At 67.9% G+C, this 14,713-nt stretch carries 14 protein-coding genes and 1 pseudogene; 7 read left to right on the forward strand and 8 right to left on the reverse strand.

Going from position 1 to position 14,713, the window contains the following annotated elements:
* The 3 genes from B551_RS01485 to B551_RS01495 all read right to left on the reverse strand — a co-directional run.
* Window positions 1-430: hypothetical protein (locus tag B551_RS01485; protein WP_023263346.1), on the reverse strand; the 430-nt coding region annotated here is incomplete at its 3' end.
* Between the two features lie 38 nt (window positions 431-468).
* Window positions 469-1,446, reverse strand: a complete 978-nt coding sequence (locus B551_RS01490) for a tripartite tricarboxylate transporter substrate binding protein (RefSeq protein ID WP_006576864.1) — start codon at window positions 1,444-1,446, stop codon at window positions 469-471.
* Between the two features lie 175 nt (window positions 1,447-1,621).
* Window positions 1,622-3,451 carry a gamma-glutamyltransferase family protein gene (locus tag B551_RS01495; RefSeq protein ID WP_006576865.1) on the reverse strand — a complete coding sequence of 610 codons (1,830 nt, stop codon included), beginning with the start codon at window positions 3,449-3,451 and terminating at the stop codon, window positions 1,622-1,624.
* Window positions 3,452-3,627: 176 nt separating this feature from the next.
* On the opposite strand from B551_RS01495, the gene B551_RS01500 reads away from it, so the two are divergent.
* The gene (locus B551_RS01500) at window positions 3,628-4,569 is read left to right on the forward strand and encodes a LysR family transcriptional regulator (RefSeq protein ID WP_006576866.1); all 942 of its coding nucleotides are present in this window, start codon (window positions 3,628-3,630) and stop codon (window positions 4,567-4,569) included.
* 42 nt (window positions 4,570-4,611) lie between these two features.
* On the opposite strand, the gene B551_RS01505 is transcribed toward B551_RS01500, so the two are convergent.
* Complete coding sequence (locus B551_RS01505) at window positions 4,612-5,013, reverse strand: VOC family protein (protein WP_006576867.1); 402 nt, start codon at window positions 5,011-5,013, stop codon at window positions 4,612-4,614.
* Between the two features lie 62 nt (window positions 5,014-5,075).
* Window positions 5,076-5,522 (reverse strand): VOC family protein, encoded by a 447-nt coding sequence (locus tag B551_RS01510; protein WP_006576868.1) that lies wholly within the window; start codon window positions 5,520-5,522, stop codon window positions 5,076-5,078.
* A 257-nt stretch (window positions 5,523-5,779) separates the two neighbouring features.
* On the opposite strand from B551_RS01510, the gene B551_RS01515 reads away from it, so the two are divergent.
* Both B551_RS01515 and B551_RS01520 read left to right on the forward strand, forming a co-directional pair.
* The gene (locus tag B551_RS01515; RefSeq protein WP_006576869.1) at window positions 5,780-6,253 is read left to right on the forward strand and encodes a hypothetical protein; all 474 of its coding nucleotides are present in this window, start codon (window positions 5,780-5,782) and stop codon (window positions 6,251-6,253) included.
* 359 nt (window positions 6,254-6,612) lie between these two features.
* Window positions 6,613-6,804 carry a hypothetical protein gene (locus tag B551_RS01520; protein WP_023263347.1) on the forward strand — a complete coding sequence of 64 codons (192 nt, stop codon included), beginning with the start codon at window positions 6,613-6,615 and terminating at the stop codon, window positions 6,802-6,804.
* 44 nt (window positions 6,805-6,848) lie between these two features.
* Here the strand turns inward: B551_RS01520 and B551_RS01525 are convergent, their stop codons facing one another.
* Window positions 6,849-7,370 (reverse strand): Lrp/AsnC family transcriptional regulator, encoded by a 522-nt coding sequence (locus B551_RS01525; protein ID WP_006576871.1) that lies wholly within the window; start codon window positions 7,368-7,370, stop codon window positions 6,849-6,851.
* Between the two features lie 170 nt (window positions 7,371-7,540).
* On the opposite strand from B551_RS01525, the gene B551_RS01530 reads away from it, so the two are divergent.
* Window positions 7,541-7,891: a hypothetical protein gene (locus tag B551_RS01530; RefSeq protein WP_006576872.1), complete on the forward strand. Its 351-nt coding sequence runs from the start codon at window positions 7,541-7,543 to the stop codon at window positions 7,889-7,891.
* Between the two features lie 32 nt (window positions 7,892-7,923).
* On the opposite strand, the gene B551_RS01535 is transcribed toward B551_RS01530, so the two are convergent.
* Window positions 7,924-8,757 (reverse strand): IclR family transcriptional regulator, encoded by an 834-nt coding sequence (locus B551_RS01535; RefSeq protein ID WP_052511230.1) that lies wholly within the window; start codon window positions 8,755-8,757, stop codon window positions 7,924-7,926.
* A gap of 215 nt (window positions 8,758-8,972) precedes the next feature.
* On the opposite strand from B551_RS01535, the gene B551_RS01540 reads away from it, so the two are divergent.
* Entirely contained in the window at window positions 8,973-9,959 is a 987-nt protein-coding gene (locus tag B551_RS01540) for a tripartite tricarboxylate transporter substrate binding protein (protein WP_006576904.1), read from the forward strand.
* 63 nt (window positions 9,960-10,022) lie between these two features.
* Entirely contained in the window at window positions 10,023-12,401 is a 2,379-nt protein-coding gene (locus B551_RS01545) for a cytochrome P450/oxidoreductase (RefSeq protein WP_006576905.1), read from the forward strand.
* A 24-nt stretch (window positions 12,402-12,425) separates the two neighbouring features.
* Here the strand turns inward: B551_RS01545 and B551_RS01550 are convergent, their stop codons facing one another.
* On the reverse strand, window positions 12,426-13,412 hold the full coding sequence (locus B551_RS01550; RefSeq protein WP_006576906.1) for a LysR family transcriptional regulator: 987 nt from the start codon (window positions 13,410-13,412) through the stop codon (window positions 12,426-12,428).
* Window positions 13,413-13,598: 186 nt separating this feature from the next.
* Between B551_RS01550 and B551_RS01555 the strand changes: the two are divergent.
* Window positions 13,599-14,713, forward strand: a pseudogene (locus B551_RS01555) (5-methyltetrahydropteroyltriglutamate--homocysteine S-methyltransferase); the annotation flags it as partial.

Genomic DNA, 14,713 nt, shown 5'->3' on the forward strand with positions numbered 1-14,713 from the left:
ACCTCGGGCTGAGGTAGTTGAACGTGCCGATGCAGCGACCCCGCTCGCCGATCGGTACATTGACCACTGCCCTCAGCCCGAGCGCGCGGATCGTTGCGACATCGTCGAATACTTCGGCCAGCGCCGCGTCGCCCTCGCCGACGAAGACCTCGCAGCGCTCCAGCAGCTGGCGCGCCCACGGCGTATCGCCCTTGCGCTTGCTGCCGCCGACCGGATAGGCGGCGGGATCGCTGGACCATTGGCGCACCACCTCGCGGCTGTCCGGGCGCCACAGATTGACTGTCAGCAGCCCGGGACCGAGCAGCGCGAGCGTGGCGGCGCCGACCGCGTCGAACAGCGCGGCGGTCCGTTCGGACTGGGCAACCGCAACCTCCAGCGCGGACGCCTGCTGCGCGGACAATCGCGGCCGCAGCGCAGCCAACGCTGCCATCGCAGAATCCACCCGCAGATTCGATGCTTCGCTCACGCTTACTCCGCGCTGATCTTCAGGTCGCGGATCAGCTTGCCGTAGCGCTCGGCATCGCGGCGCAGCACCTGGCCGAACTGCTGCGGCGTCGACGTGGTCGTCTCCACGCCGATCGCGTCCATCTTCGCCTTGACCTCGGGCAGCTGCATCACCTTGTTGATCTCGGCATTCAGGCGCGCCACCAGCGCCGGCGGCATGCCGGCGGGACCGAAGGCGCCATACCAGACCGCCAGTTCGTAGCCCGGCACGGTCTCGGCGACCGTCGGCACATTGGGCAGCAGCGGCGAGCGCCTGGCCTCGGTCACCGCCAGCAGCTTCAGCTTGTTGGCCTTGACGTGCGGCAGCGTCTGCGTGCCGGCCGAGAACAGCAGCTGGGTCTGGCCCGCCACCGTGTCCACAACGGCCGGCGCCCCGCCCTTGTACGGCACGTGCAGCATCTCGACGCCGGCCATCTTCTCGAACAGCACCGCGCTCAGATGGTTGGTCGAACCCGGGCCCGCGCTGGCGTAGGCCAGCTTGCCGGGATTGGCGCGTGCATAGGCGATCAGTTCCTTGACATTGTTGGCCGGCACCGATGGGTGAACCACCATCGTGTTGGTGACATAGGCCAGCAGGCCCAGCGGCGTGAAATCCTCGACGCCGCGGAACGGCATGTTGGGCATCATCGCCGGATTCATCGCATGCGTGCTCATCGAGCCGATCAGCAGCGTATAGCCGTCGGGCTTGGCGCGCGCGACCATCGCCGAGCCGATATTGCCCGACGCGCCCGGCTTGTTGTCGACGATCACCGGCTGGCCCAGCGAGCGCGTCAGCCGTTCGGACAGCACGCGCGCCAGGATATCGGTCGAACCGCCCGGCGCCCACGGCACCACCAGCGTGACCGGCTTGGTCGGATAGTCCTGCGCCGCCGCGGTGCCCGCGGCACAGCACAGCGCCAGCGCGGCCACGCCGCGCAGCCAGCTTCGAATCGTCGTCTTCATGGTCGCTTTCCTCCTCGCGTTCATCCTCGCTTCTCCCCGTATGTCATGCCGGGCGCACCGCGCGTCCGGTCTGTCGTTCTGTCGTTCTGTCATTTTGTCGTTCGATCGTGCCGTGACATGGCGACGCCTGTGCCGGCCGTGCCGCGGCATCCCCATTCTCAAGGCATCCCCGCTGTCAACGTCCCACCGCATAGCCCTGCATGCCGCGCGGATTCGCGCCGGCGCGCAGCACCAGCCTGCCCTTGCCGTCGCGCTCGCGCGAACAGGCCGACATCCGTCCTTCCGACCACGGCTCGCCGACCCGCAATTCATGGCCGGCATCGCGCAACGCGTCCAGCGTGGCCTGCGGAAAGCGCGCTTCGATGCTGAGCCGGTTCAGCACGGTCTGGCGCGGCCAGAACGAGCCCGGGAAGTGGTCGATGTGCCAGGCCGGCGCGTCGATCGCTTCCTGCAGGTTCATGCCGTGCACCGCGTGGCGCAGGAAGAAGGCCAGCGACCATTGATCCTGCTGGTCGCCGCCGGGCGTGCCGAACACCATGTAAGGCTCGCCGTCGCGCAACGCCAGCGACGGCGACAGCGTGGTGCAGGGCCGCTTGCCCGGCGCCAGCGAATTGGGCAGGCCCGGCTCGAGCCAGGTCATCTGCAGCCGCGTATTGAGCGCGAAGCCCAGCGCCGGAATGGCCGGGCTCGACGACAGCCAGCCGCCGGACGGCGTGGCGGCGACCATATTGCCGTCGCGGTCGATCACGTCGAGATGGCAGGTGTCGCCGACGAAGATCTCTTTCTCGGCCCACTGCTGCACCGGAGGCAGCGCGGCAAAGGTCGGCTCGCCGACGCCGAAGCGCGCATCGGCGTTTGCCAGCGTGCGTTCGGCTGCGTCGAGATCGGGCAGCCGCGGCGCGCGGCCGTCGACGCTGCCGGCACGCAACTCGCGCGATGCCTGCTCCCCGATCAGTTGCGCGCGCGCCCGCAGATAGTCCGCGTCGAGCAAACCCTGCGCCGGCACGTCGGCAAAGCGCGGGTCGCCATACCAGGCCAGGCGATCTGCCATCGCCAGCTTGGCCGCCTCGGCGATCCGGTGGACGAAGCCCGGCGACGTCGGTTCGTGCGCCTCCAGCCCCGCGTGCCGCAGCATGCCGAGCTGCTGCAGGAAGGCCGGGCCCTGGCTCCAGACGCCGCACTTTGCGACCGTATGGCGGCCGAAATCCAGCGTCAGCGGCGCCTCGACCTCGGGCTGCCAGCCCGCCATGTCCTCGTAGCGCAGCAGGCCGCGATGGCGTTCGCCGGTGGTGTCGCGAACCTGCTGGGTGCGGCAGTAGGTATCGATCTCGCGCGCGACGAAGCCGCGATACCAGCAATCGAGCGCGGCATCGATCTGCTTCTCGCGCGTGCTGCCGGCCGCCTGCGATTCTTCGACGATGCGCCGGTAGGTGCGCGCCAGCGCGGGCGTCGCGTGCAGGCTGCCGGGCGACGGCACGCGGCCATCGACGAGCCAGACGTCGGCCGAATCGCGCCATTCGCGCTGGAACAGTTCGCGCACCGCGAGGATCGCCTGCGAAATGCGCGGCACCAGCGGAAAACCGTCGCGCGCGTAGGCGATCGCCGGCGCCAGTACGTCGGCCAGCGACCACGTGCCGTAGTCGCGCAGCATCGTCAGCCACGCGCCGAACGCGCCGGGCACGGTAGCGGGCATCAGGCCGATGCCGGGCATCAGCTCCAGCCCCATCGCGCGCAGCGCGGCCGGATCGGCCAGCGCCGGTGCGGGACCCTGGCCGCAGATCGAGCGCACCGCGCGATCGCGTTCGCTCCACAGCAGGATCGGCACCTCGCCGCCAGGGCCATTCAGATGCGGCTCGACCACCTGCAGCACGAAACCACCGGCCACCGCCGCATCGAAGGCATTGCCGCCGCGCTCGAGCACGCCCATCGCGGTCTGCGAGGCGAGCCAGTGCGTCGACGAGACGACGCCGAAGGTACCGACGATTTCGGGGCGGGTGGTGAACATGCTGGTTTCCGAGTGCGGCCTGACTGGGCCGGGATGGGGCAAGTATAGAAAGATCGAATAACCAGAACGGACGATTGCATTATTCTTCCATTCCCGAATGGTTATACGTCTGGGGGGATACGACTGGGAATACGACTCCCCGCATCCGACCCCTTTGCCTTTTTTCTTTCTTCGCCATGCCCGCCTTCGCCGACCGCCTGCAGCACAATCTGATCTCCCGCCTGCGCCTGAAGCAGCTGTCGCTGCTGCTGGTATTGGAGCGGCATCGCTCGCTGTCGCGCGCGGCGGCCGAGCTGAACCTGAGCCAGCCGGCGGTCACCAAGGCGCTGCGCGAGATCGAGGAGATCTTCCTGACGCCGCTGTTTCACCGATCGCGCGCGGGACTGGAGGCCACCGAGACCGGTGCCGCGGTGCTGGCGTATGCGCGACTCGCCTTGGCCGACGCACGCGCGCTCGGCGACGAGCTGGCGGTCCTCGATGCGGGGCTCGGCGGCAGGCTCCGGATCGGCGTGATTCCATTCATCGCGCCGGCGATACTCGACGCGGCCTGCTCGCATGCGCTGAGCCAGCAGCCGCGCATCGCGGTGCTGGTGCGCGAGGGCACCACCGACGAACTGGTCGGCGCGTTGCGCGCGCACGAGGTCGATTGCGTGATCGCGCGCTCCTTCTATGCCGCCGGCGAAGACATCGTGCAGATGCCGCTGTACCGCGAGGAGCCGGCGCTGGTGGTGCCGTCGCGCGCGGCGGCGCGGCTGTCGCGCGGCCCGCTCGATTGGGCGCGGCTCGCCACGCTCGACTGGATCATGCCGCCGCCGCAGACGCCGACACGCCGCACGATCAACACGATGTTTGCGACCGCGGGCGTGGCGCCGCCGCTGCCGCTGGTCGAGACCTATTCGATCAAGACGATCGCCACGCTGCTGCGGACGCAGCCGCGCACGATCACGATCGTGCCGCGCGCGGTCGCGGCGGAGCTTGCCAACGGCGGCGGCGCCGCGCTGCTGCCCCATGCGTTGCGCTGGGACCTGCCGCCGGTGGAGGCGATGTGGCTGCGCCGCGCCCAGCACAGCGGGCCGCTGATGGCGCTGGTGACGGCGCTGCAGGCGGCGAGCAGCTGAGAGCGCAACGCGCCGCCACCCACGCCGTGATGGGGTCTACGACTACTGCGCGGCCTCCGGCTGCATGTAGAACACCTCCCACAGATGGCCGTCCAGGTCTTCGTAGCCGTGCTGATACATGAAGCCGTAGTCCTTCGGCTCGTTCGGCGTGCGCGCGCCGGCTGCGACCGCCTTCGACACCATGTCGTCGACCGCGGCACGGCTGTCCATCGACAGCGCGAGTATCACTTCGTTGCTGCTGCCGGTATCGCAGATGGCCTTGCCGGTGAACGTCCTGAAGAACTCCTCGACCAGCAGCATCACGTAGATCTGGTCCGACACGATCATGCAGGTGGCATTGCGGTCGGTGAATTTCGGATCGAAGCGATAGCCGAGCCGCGTAAAAAAATCGACCGAGCGGTCGAGGTCCTTGACGGGGAGGTTGACGAAGATCTGGCTTGCCATCGAGGCGTCTCCTGTTTTCGGAACTGTTTTTGAAATGGAATGGGTCGGAATGCGATTTGTCGTTACGACGTGCTGACCCACGGATCATAGCTGCCGATGGTCCACAGATGGCCTTCCAGATCGAAGCAGCTGAAATCGCGGCCGCCATAATCCTGATCCTTCAGATCGAGCACGATCTGCGCGCCGGCAGCCTGGGCGCGCGCGAATACCGCATCGGGATCCGGCACGACCAGATAAATGCTTTGGGTCTGCCCGCCGCCGACTTCGTCGGGCTGGCGCATCAGCTTGCCATACGGGGAATCGAGCACCGAACCCAGCATCACCATGCCCTTGCCGTAACGCAATTGCGCGTGGGCAATGGTGCCGTCATCGTTTTCCACGACTAGATGCCGGGTAAAACCAAAGGTATCGCATAACCAGGCGATTGCCGACGGCGCATCGCGATAGCGCACGCACCGGATCGCCGTGCTGCCCTGGCTGGGGGAGGCGCCGGAATTCATATCGGTCATTTCTGTCGCTCCTTGCGCGGCGTGGTGGCCGCGTTGTCAGTCTGGAATCGAATCGGAATTCGATTCGCCACCGGGAATGAATCGACTGAAGGACTCGCCGCGCAACACTGCCGGTCTCGCGCGGCAAATCCAGTAGGCAGCATAGACGATCGTTTCTCGTGCAATGGCCGCGCACGATGCGACGAGAACGTTTCTTCCGACACGGGTGACCGGTTATACTCCGCGCTCCATAAACCACATTTCGGGTATATCGAACAATGGCCGTTGCCAACAAGAAAAGCGCACCGCGCGCAGTGAAGTCCGCCAAGCCGGCGGCGCCGACCAAGAAGGCCAGCGTGCTGGCACGCGAAGCGCAAGCCGCGAAGAAGCGCCTGCTGAAGCTGCGCGCCGACACCAAGAAGGCGATCGACGCCGCCAAGCGCGAAGTGGCCGAGGCCGTCGCCGCCGCCAAGCTGGCACTGCAGGCCGAGAAGCAGGCCGCCAAGGACAAGCTGGCCGCGCAGAAGGAAAAGGCCAAGGCCGCGAAGGCCGCCAAGTCGGCAAAGAAGCCGGCCGGTGCGAAGACCGCCGCGCCGAGGAAGGCTGCACCGAAGGCCGCTGCACCGAAGGCCGCTGCACCGAAGGCAGCGAAGCCGGCCGCCAAGGTCGTCAAGGCTCCGAAGAAGGCTGCACCGAAGGCAGCCGCAAAGGCGAAGCCGGCCGCTGGCGCCGTCGCCGCCAAGGCAGCCTGAGCGCCGCCGATCCTGCTGCCATGCCCTCGGTCGAGGGCGGCATCATGGCACCGCGGCGATCGCCCGATCGCGCGGTGCCGACCCTCCCGCCGAGGGGCTACCGATTTGGGGGTAGCCAAGCCCATCCCTCTGTGCCGATAATCTGCTTTCTTCCGGCAGCACTTTCTTGCGTTAAATCACTTTGCGTCAATCGCTTGCGCTCATTGGAGTGAGCTTGGCAGCGCTTTTTCCGAACGCTCGCACGATGACCGCGCAAATGACACCGAATGGGAATGGCAATGAAGGAAGCCTTGCAACGTTGTCCGCTGTGCACAACCATCACGGAAGCATCGGCACGCCCGCGCTCATATGGGCAATGGATGCGCTATCAATGCCGCAATGACGATTGCGGTCCCACCGAAATCAGCACCAAGGCGCGCTCGCATCTGCGGCGCGGCGAACGCCAGGCGGAACTGCGCAGCGTAGCGAAATCGTGCCGCCATAACGGCGCGCGCTTGCGGATCGGCTACGACGGCCCCAGCGGGGAATTCCAGCTGGAAGTGGTCGAATAAAAACGGGCTCGACGCCGACAGGCTACCGCGGCGCACCGCACGTCTCACGGCTCGACCGACGGCTCGCGCTTCATGCAGCGCAGCACGAAGGTCGAGCGGCTGTGCCGCAGCCCGGGCAGCTTGTACAGCTTGTGGCGCAGGAACTCCTCGTAGCCTTCGGTGCCCGCCACCGCCACCTTGATCAGATAGTCATACTCGCCGGTCAGCAGGTACGCCTCCATGACCTCGGGCAGTTGCGCCAGTGCGCGGCCGAAGCGGTCGAGCATGTCGTCGTCGTGCCGCTCCAGCGTGACCTCGATCAGCACGGTGTCGGGCAGGCCCAGCGCCTTCTGGTTCAACAACGCGGTATAGCCCTGGATCACGCCGGCCTCCTCCAGCGCACGGACGCGGTTCCAGCATGGCGTCGGCGATAACCCGACCTGTTCGGCCAGCTTCAGATTGGACAGACGGCCGTCCCGGCGCAATGCGCGCAGGATGCGGCGGTCGGTCTCGTCCAGTTTGGGGGCGAGCTTGCCCGCCTGGCGGCCCGCGGTTGGGGTCGTGGCGGCGCTGGTTGGATCGGCCATGGGAAACGGTTCGAGTCGGTCAATTCGGTCGAGAAAGAAGATTTCTCTCCCAGATGGCGACATACTACCCGATTCATTCTACTGTAGGCCTGAGAACCAGAATATTGAGAAGCACATTCTGCCTGCCGGCTGGTAGATTCACTACATCGTCACTACCACCGGTTGCCGTCATGTCCGCCCAAGCCTCCACGCCCGCCCTGCAACTCGCGCTGCTGCTCGACCAGCACGATCTGATCGGCGCAATCGAGTGGACGCTGGCGACGGCGCGCCGTACCGGACTGGGACTGGCCGCGATGACGCTCTCGCATAGCGCACTGCCTGGCGCCGGCCAATGGCTGCGGCTGACGGTGACCGCTGAAGAGCCGGCGCTGTTCTCTCTGCTGGTCAAGCGCCTGGAAAACGGCGTCGACGTGCGCGAAGTTGCCGTGGTCGAGGAAACCGCGGGCCAGCCCGAGGCGACGACCGTCCGGCGCCGCGATAGCGCGACCGCGGACTCGCCCGCCGCCGCGCCGGTTCACTGATCGGCGTTCACGCCCGCCTTCGGCGCCCGCTGTCAGGCGGGCTCGGCCAGCAGGCCGTGGCCGAGCCGCTGCGACAGATCGGCGGCCGCCGCCCGGATGGCCGCGGCGACCGGACCATCGACCCGTCCGTCGAAGGTGGCTGCGTTGCCCAGCGCCGTGATCGCCAGCACGATGCGGCCGTCCCGATCGAATACCGGTGTGCTGACCGAATCGACGCCCGCCAGCAGATCGCCATGGACGCTGCCGATCCCGCTGGCCCGCACCTGTTCGCGCAGCTGCGCGACCTCGGCCGCATCGCGCGGAAAGCGCGGCGGCTGCAGCGCGGCGCGCGCCGTCAGTTCGGCCTCGATCCGTGGCGCCGTCACGGCCGGATCGAGAAACGCGGTAAAGACGCGGCCGGTCGCCGAAGACAGCAGCGGCATCACGGAGCCCGGCCGCACATTGACCGTGACCGGCCGCAGCGAATCGCGCCACTGCACCACGGTCGGCCCGTGGCTGCCCCATACCGCGGCCAGCACGGTTTCGCCGGTCGACGCGCATAGGTCGTCGAGCACCGGCGTCACCAGCCGCAGCGGGTCGAGCTGGGCCAGGCACGCCAGCCCCATCCGCAGCGCATTGCGGCCCAGGCTGTAGCGGCCGGTGTCGTCCTGCTCCACATAGCCGCACTTGACGAAGCTGGCGAGGTAGCGGTGCGCCTTGGCGGGGTGCATGCCGGCGGCGAGCGCCACGTCCTTCAGCGGCATCGGGTGCAGGGCGCCGGACAGCGCGTCCAGCACCGACAGCCCGGTCTCCAGTGCCTGCACGCCGGCGCCGCCGCGCTCGCCGCTGCCCTCCCCCTTCTCCTCTTCGCTTCGCTGATTGGCCATTCCGGTCGCTCCCTTTGTCGAGCGCTTGGTTGTTTGATTACGTATAGCGTAATGCTAGCACGCACAACGTAATTTTCTCTTGACAGTCCGCAGACCGCCAATTACTTTTGGCATAACCGCATTACGCCTGACGTAATTGCATCGATCCATGTCGGCAAACGCGGCAACAAGAAGACGGCCCACCGTTCGCTCACCCACCCGAGAGGAGACAAACAATGAGAAAGATCTCGTCGATGCTGGCGCTCGCCGGCACGATGCTGACCGCGCTGGCGCTGGCGCTGGCGCCGCAGGCCGCCGCCCACAGCTTCCCGAGCAAGCCGATTCGCTGGATCGTGCCCTATGCCGCCGGCGGCGGCTCGGACTTCCTGGCCCGCACCATCGGCCAGCAGCTGTCGACCCATATCGGCCAGCCGATCGTGGTCGAGAACAAACCCGGCGCCAACACCGCGATCGCCGCGGCCGAGACCGCGCGCTCGCCGCACGACGGCTATACCGTGATGTCGGCCGACAACGGCACGCTGGTCTTCAACCCGGCGCTGTACAAGACGCTGAGCTACAACCCGACGCGCGACCTGGCGCCGGTCTCGCTGCTGGGCAAGTTTCCGATGATCCTGGTAGTCGGCGCCAATGCTGAATACAAGGACGCGCGCGACTTCCTGACCAAGGTCAAGGCCGCCCCCGGCAAGGTCAGCTACGCCTCGGCCGGCGCCGGCAGCCCGCACCATCTGGCGATGGAACTGCTGAAGGAGCGGGCCGGCCTGCGCATGGTGCATATCGGCTATCGCGGCGCCGCGCCCGCGCTGCTCGACGTGGTCGGCGGCCAGGTGCCGGCGATGATGACCGACCTGGCCGCGGGCGCCGCCTTCCTGAAGGCCGGCAAGCTGCGTCCGCTGGCGGTGGCCAACGCCACCCGGCTGCCGCAGCTGCCCAATGTGCCGACCTTTGCGGAGGTGGGCCTGCAGGGCGTCGAGGCCGCCGCGCTGGTCGGCATGGTGGCGCCGGCCGGCACGCCGCCCGACGTGATCGCCAGGCTGCAGACCAGCGTCGCCGCGGCGATCAAGCAACCCGAGGTCAACCGCAAGCTGGTCGACTTCGGCGTCGAGCCGGTCGGCAGCACGCCGGAGCAATTCGCCGCGTTGCTGCGCAGCGAGACCGCGCTGTGGCACAAGCTGATACGCGACCTGAATATCACGCTCGAATGAGCACGGCAGGCGGGGCCATCGTCGGCCCTGCCCGCTGCGCCTACCTGTTGTAGAGGATCGACCATGAGCGAACGCACCGAACCTGCCCATGCGCAGGGATGCCCTTTTCATGTCCAGCCGCACGGCCAGGCGAACGCCAGCGCGGATGCCGTTGCAACGCCCTTGAGTCCGACCGGCTGCCCGGTCAGCGCGCGCGCCGCGGACTTCGACCCGTTCGAGGACGGCTACCAGCAGGACCCGCCCGACTACGTGCGCTGGGCGCGCGAGCAGGAGCCGGTGTTCTACAGCCCCAGGCTCGGATACTGGGTCGTCACGCGCTACGACGACATCAAGGCGATCTTCCGCGACAACCTGACTTTCAGCCCGTCGATCGCGCTGGAGAAGATCACGCCGACCGGCGACGAAGCCAACGCAGTGCTGGCCTCCTACGGCTACGCGATGAACCGCACGCTGGTCAACGAGGACGAGCCCGCGCACATGCCGCGCCGGCGCGTGCTGATGGAGCCGTTCACGCCCGAACAGCTGCAGCACCACGAGCCGATGGTGCGCCGGCTGACGCGCGAATACGTCGACCGCTTCATCGACGACGGCAAGGCCGACCTGGTCGACCAGATCCTGTGGGAAGTGCCGCTGACCGTCGCGCTGCATTTCCTCGGCGTGCCCGAGGAGGACATGGACCTGCTGCGCAAGTATTCGATCGCCCATACCGTCAATACCTGGGGCCGCCCGAAACCGGAGGAGCAGGTCGAGGTCGCGCACGCGGTCGGCAACTTCTGGCAGCTCGCCGGGCGCATCCTCGACAAGATGCGGCAGGATCCGTCGGGCCCGGGCTGGATGCAGTACGGCATCCGCAAGCAGAAGGAATATCCGGACGTCGTCACCGATTCCTATCTGCATTCGATGATGATGGCCGGCATCGTCGCCGCGCATGAGACCACGGCCAACGCCAGCGCCAACGCGATCAAGCTGCTGCTGCAGCATCCCGACGCCTGGCGCGAGCTGTGCGAGGACCCCAGCCTGATCCCCAACGCGGTCGAGGAATGCCTGCGGCACAACGGCTCGGTCGCGGCCTGGCGGCGGCTGGCCACGCGCGACGTGCAGATTGGCGGCGTCGACATTCCGGCCGGCGCCAAGCTGCTGATCGTCACGTCGTCGGCCAACCACGACGAGCGCCATTTCGCCGACGCCGACCTGTTCGACATCCGCCGCGCCAATGCCAGCGACCAGCTGACCTTCGGCTACGGCGCGCATCAATGCATGGGCAAGAACCTGGCGCGGATGGAGATGCAGATCTTCCTGGAGGAATTCACGCGCCGGCTGCCGCATATGAAGCTGTCGGAGCAGACATTCACCTACGTGCCGAACACCTCGTTCCGCGGACCGGAGCATCTGTGGGTCGAATGGGACCCGAGCCAGAACCCCGAACGGCGCAACCCCGCGCTGCTGCAGGTGCGCACGCCGGTGCGGATCGGCGAGCCGTCCAGCCATGCGATCAACCGCACCGTGGTGGTAGAGAGCATGACGCGCGTGGCCGACGACATCGTGCGGCTGCGGCTCGTTTCACCGGATGGCAAGCCGCTGCCGCGCTGGTCGCCCGGCTCGCATATCGATGTCGAATGCGGCGATACCGGGGTGTCGCGCCAGTATTCGCTGTGCGGCGATCCGGCCGACAGCCGCGCGTTCGAGATCGCGGTGCTGCGCGAGGCTGACAGCCGCGGCGGCTCCGCGTGGATCCATCGCGAACTGAAGGCCGGCGACCGGCTGCGCATCCGCGGTCCGCGCAACCACTTCCGGCTCGACGAAAGCGCGCGCCGGCTGATCCTGATCGCCGGCGGCATCGGCATCACGCCGATCAGCGCGATGGCGCGGCGCGCGAAGGAGCTCGGCATCGACTACCAGCTGCACTACTGCGGCCGCGGCCGCGCGTCGATGGCGCTGCTCGACGAGCTGGCGGCGCTGCATGGCGAGCGGCTGCATGTCTACGCCAGGGACGAAGGCGCGCGCGCCGACCTGGGCGCGCTGCTCGGCCAGCCAGACGCCGCGACGCAGATCTATGCCTGCGGCCCGGCGCGGATGCTCGACGCGCTGGCCGCCTGTTGCGCGGACTGGCCCGAGGACGCGCTGCGGGTCGAGCATTTCACCTCGACGCTGGGCGCGCTCGATCCGAGCAAGGAACAGGCCTTCGAGGCGGAGCTCAAGGACTCGGGCATCGTCGTCGCGGTGCGCGCCGACCAGACGCTGCTGGCCGCGCTGCGCGCCGCCAATATCGACGTGCAGAGCGATTGCGAGGAAGGGCTGTGCGGCTCCTGCGAAGTGCGCGTGCTGGCCGGCGACATCGACCATCGCGACGTGGTGCTGACGCGCGCCGAGCGCGAGGCGAACAGCAAGATGATGAGCTGCTGCTCGCGCGCCCGATGCGGGCGGATCGTGCTCGAGCTGTGAGGGTTCGCGGCGGGGCGGCCGCGTTCAGTTCCCGGTTCGGTCGCCTCGCTTGACTTCCTTCGCGCCTTCCCTGCCCCCTGCCCGCTGCGCCGCGTCGTCGGGCAGCAGCTCGATGCCGTCGAGATCGCGCGCGCAGGTCTCGCGCACGATCGCGACGAAGTCCCGCGCGAACGGCCGCTCGGCCAGCGCCGCCGGCATCGCCGCATACAGCTCGCTCCACAGCCCGCGCGCGCCGATGCGCTTGGCCAGCACATAGTCGTGGTCGACGTAGTTCTTGACGCCCCAGTTCGGCAGCGCCGCGACGCCGCGCCGGCTGGCGACCAGCTGCAGGATCGCCACCGTCAGCTCCGCGGTACGGCGCTGCAGCCGGATGCCGGCCGGCTCCAGCACCTCGCGGATCAGATCGATGCGCGGCTCCGGCACCGGATAGGTGATCAGCGTCTCGCCCTCGAGGTCGGCCGCCTCGAGCCGCCGCCGGTTGCGCAGCCGATGCTCGTTGGCGATCACCGCCAGGATCTCGAAGCGGAATAGCGGCACCACGGCCAGCCCGCGCCGCGTCGGCGGCAACGAGCCAATCACCATGTCGGCCCGGCCCTCGGCCAGCAGCGCCAGCGGATCCGCATGAAAGCCCGCCACCAGGTCGACCTCCACCTCGGGCCAGCGCGTGCGGAATTCGTCCATCACCGGCATCAGCCAGTCGAAGCAGGTGTGGCACTCGAGCACGATGCGCAGCTCGCCGCGCGTATCGCCCTTGAGCCGCTCCAGATCGCGCTCGGCCGCGCTGATCGACGCCAGCACCTCGCGCGACAGCGCCAGAAGACGCTCCCCTGCCGGCGTGAAACGCAGGCCGCCACGCGTACGGTCGAACAACGACAGGCCGTAGTGCGATTCGATCGCCTTGATCTGATGCGACAGCGCGGACTGGCTGACATGGACGCGCTCGGAGGCCGTGGCGAGCTTGCCGGATTCGGCGATGGCGACCAGCGAGCGGAAATGGCGGACTTCGATCATGGAGTCGTCCCTGCCCGGATGCGGGCGGCCAAGGAAAGTCTCGGACTCCTGCCGCCCAAGGGGGCTGCATACCAGCCCCTGATATGAAATGAATTCATATTTTGTTTAAAACATATCACTTGATTCATTCTACCCGCGACCGGACACTGTGCGCCAACTTGTTTTGAAGCGAGATTGGAGCGAGAAATGGCACGCACCCATATTCCGGGATTCCCACGCATCGGCGCGAAACGCGAACTGAAGTTTGCCCAGGAGGCGTTCTGGCGCGGCGAGTCGAGCGAGGCGGCGCTGCGCGAGTGCGCCGCCGGCCTGCGCAAGACGCATTGGCGCCTGCAGGCCGATGCCGGCCTCGATCTGGTTGCCGCCGGCGACTTTGCCTATTACGACCAGATGCTGGGCACCAGCGCCCTGCTCGGCGCGCTGCCTGCGCGCTTCGGCTTCGATCCCCGCACGCTGACGCTGGCGCAGTACTTCGAGCTGGCCCGCGGCAATGCGGCGCAGCCGGCGATGGAAATGACCAAGTGGTTCGATACCAACTACCACTACCTGGTGCCGGAACTGGGCCCCGACACGCGCTTCGACGGCGGGGTCGACTGGCTGTTCGACGAGATCGACGAGGCGCTGGCGCTGGGCCACCGCGTCAAGCCGGTGCTGGTGGGACCGGTCACCTGGCTGTGGCTCTCCAAGACCCATGTCACCGGCTTCGACCGACTGACGCTGCTGCCGCGGCTGGCCGCCGCCTATCGCGACATCCTGCAGCGGCTGCATGCGCGCGGCATCGAATGGGTGCAGCTCGACGAGCCGGCGCTGTGCCTCGAGCTGGACGGTGCCTGGCTGGACGCGTATGACACCGCCTACGCCGCCCTCGCGGACTGCGGCGTCAAGCTGCTGCTGGCGACCTACTTCGACTCGGCGGCGGACCACGCCGCCCGCGCCGCCGCGCTGCCGGTGCACGGTTTCCACCTGGACCTGGTGCGCGCGCCGCAGCAGTGGCAGGCCTGGCGCGAAGTGCTGCCGGCCGATGCCGTGCTGTCGGCCGGCGTCATCGACGGCCGCAATATCTGGCGCGCCGACCTGCGCGCGATCCTCGCGCGGCTCGCACCGCTGCACGCCGAACTCGGCGACCGCCTGTGGTTGGCACCGTCCTGCTCGCTGCTGCATGTGCCGGTGTCGCTGGCGCCGGAAACGCGCCTCGACCCCGAAATCCGCAACTGGCTCGCGTTCGCCACCGAGAAGCTGGATGAGCTGAAGGTGCTGGCCGCCGCGCTGAACGACGGCGACGCCGCGGTGGCCGACGCGCT

Source organism: Cupriavidus sp. HPC(L) (assembly GCF_000307735.3).
Lineage (GTDB): Bacteria > Pseudomonadota > Gammaproteobacteria > Burkholderiales > Burkholderiaceae > Cupriavidus.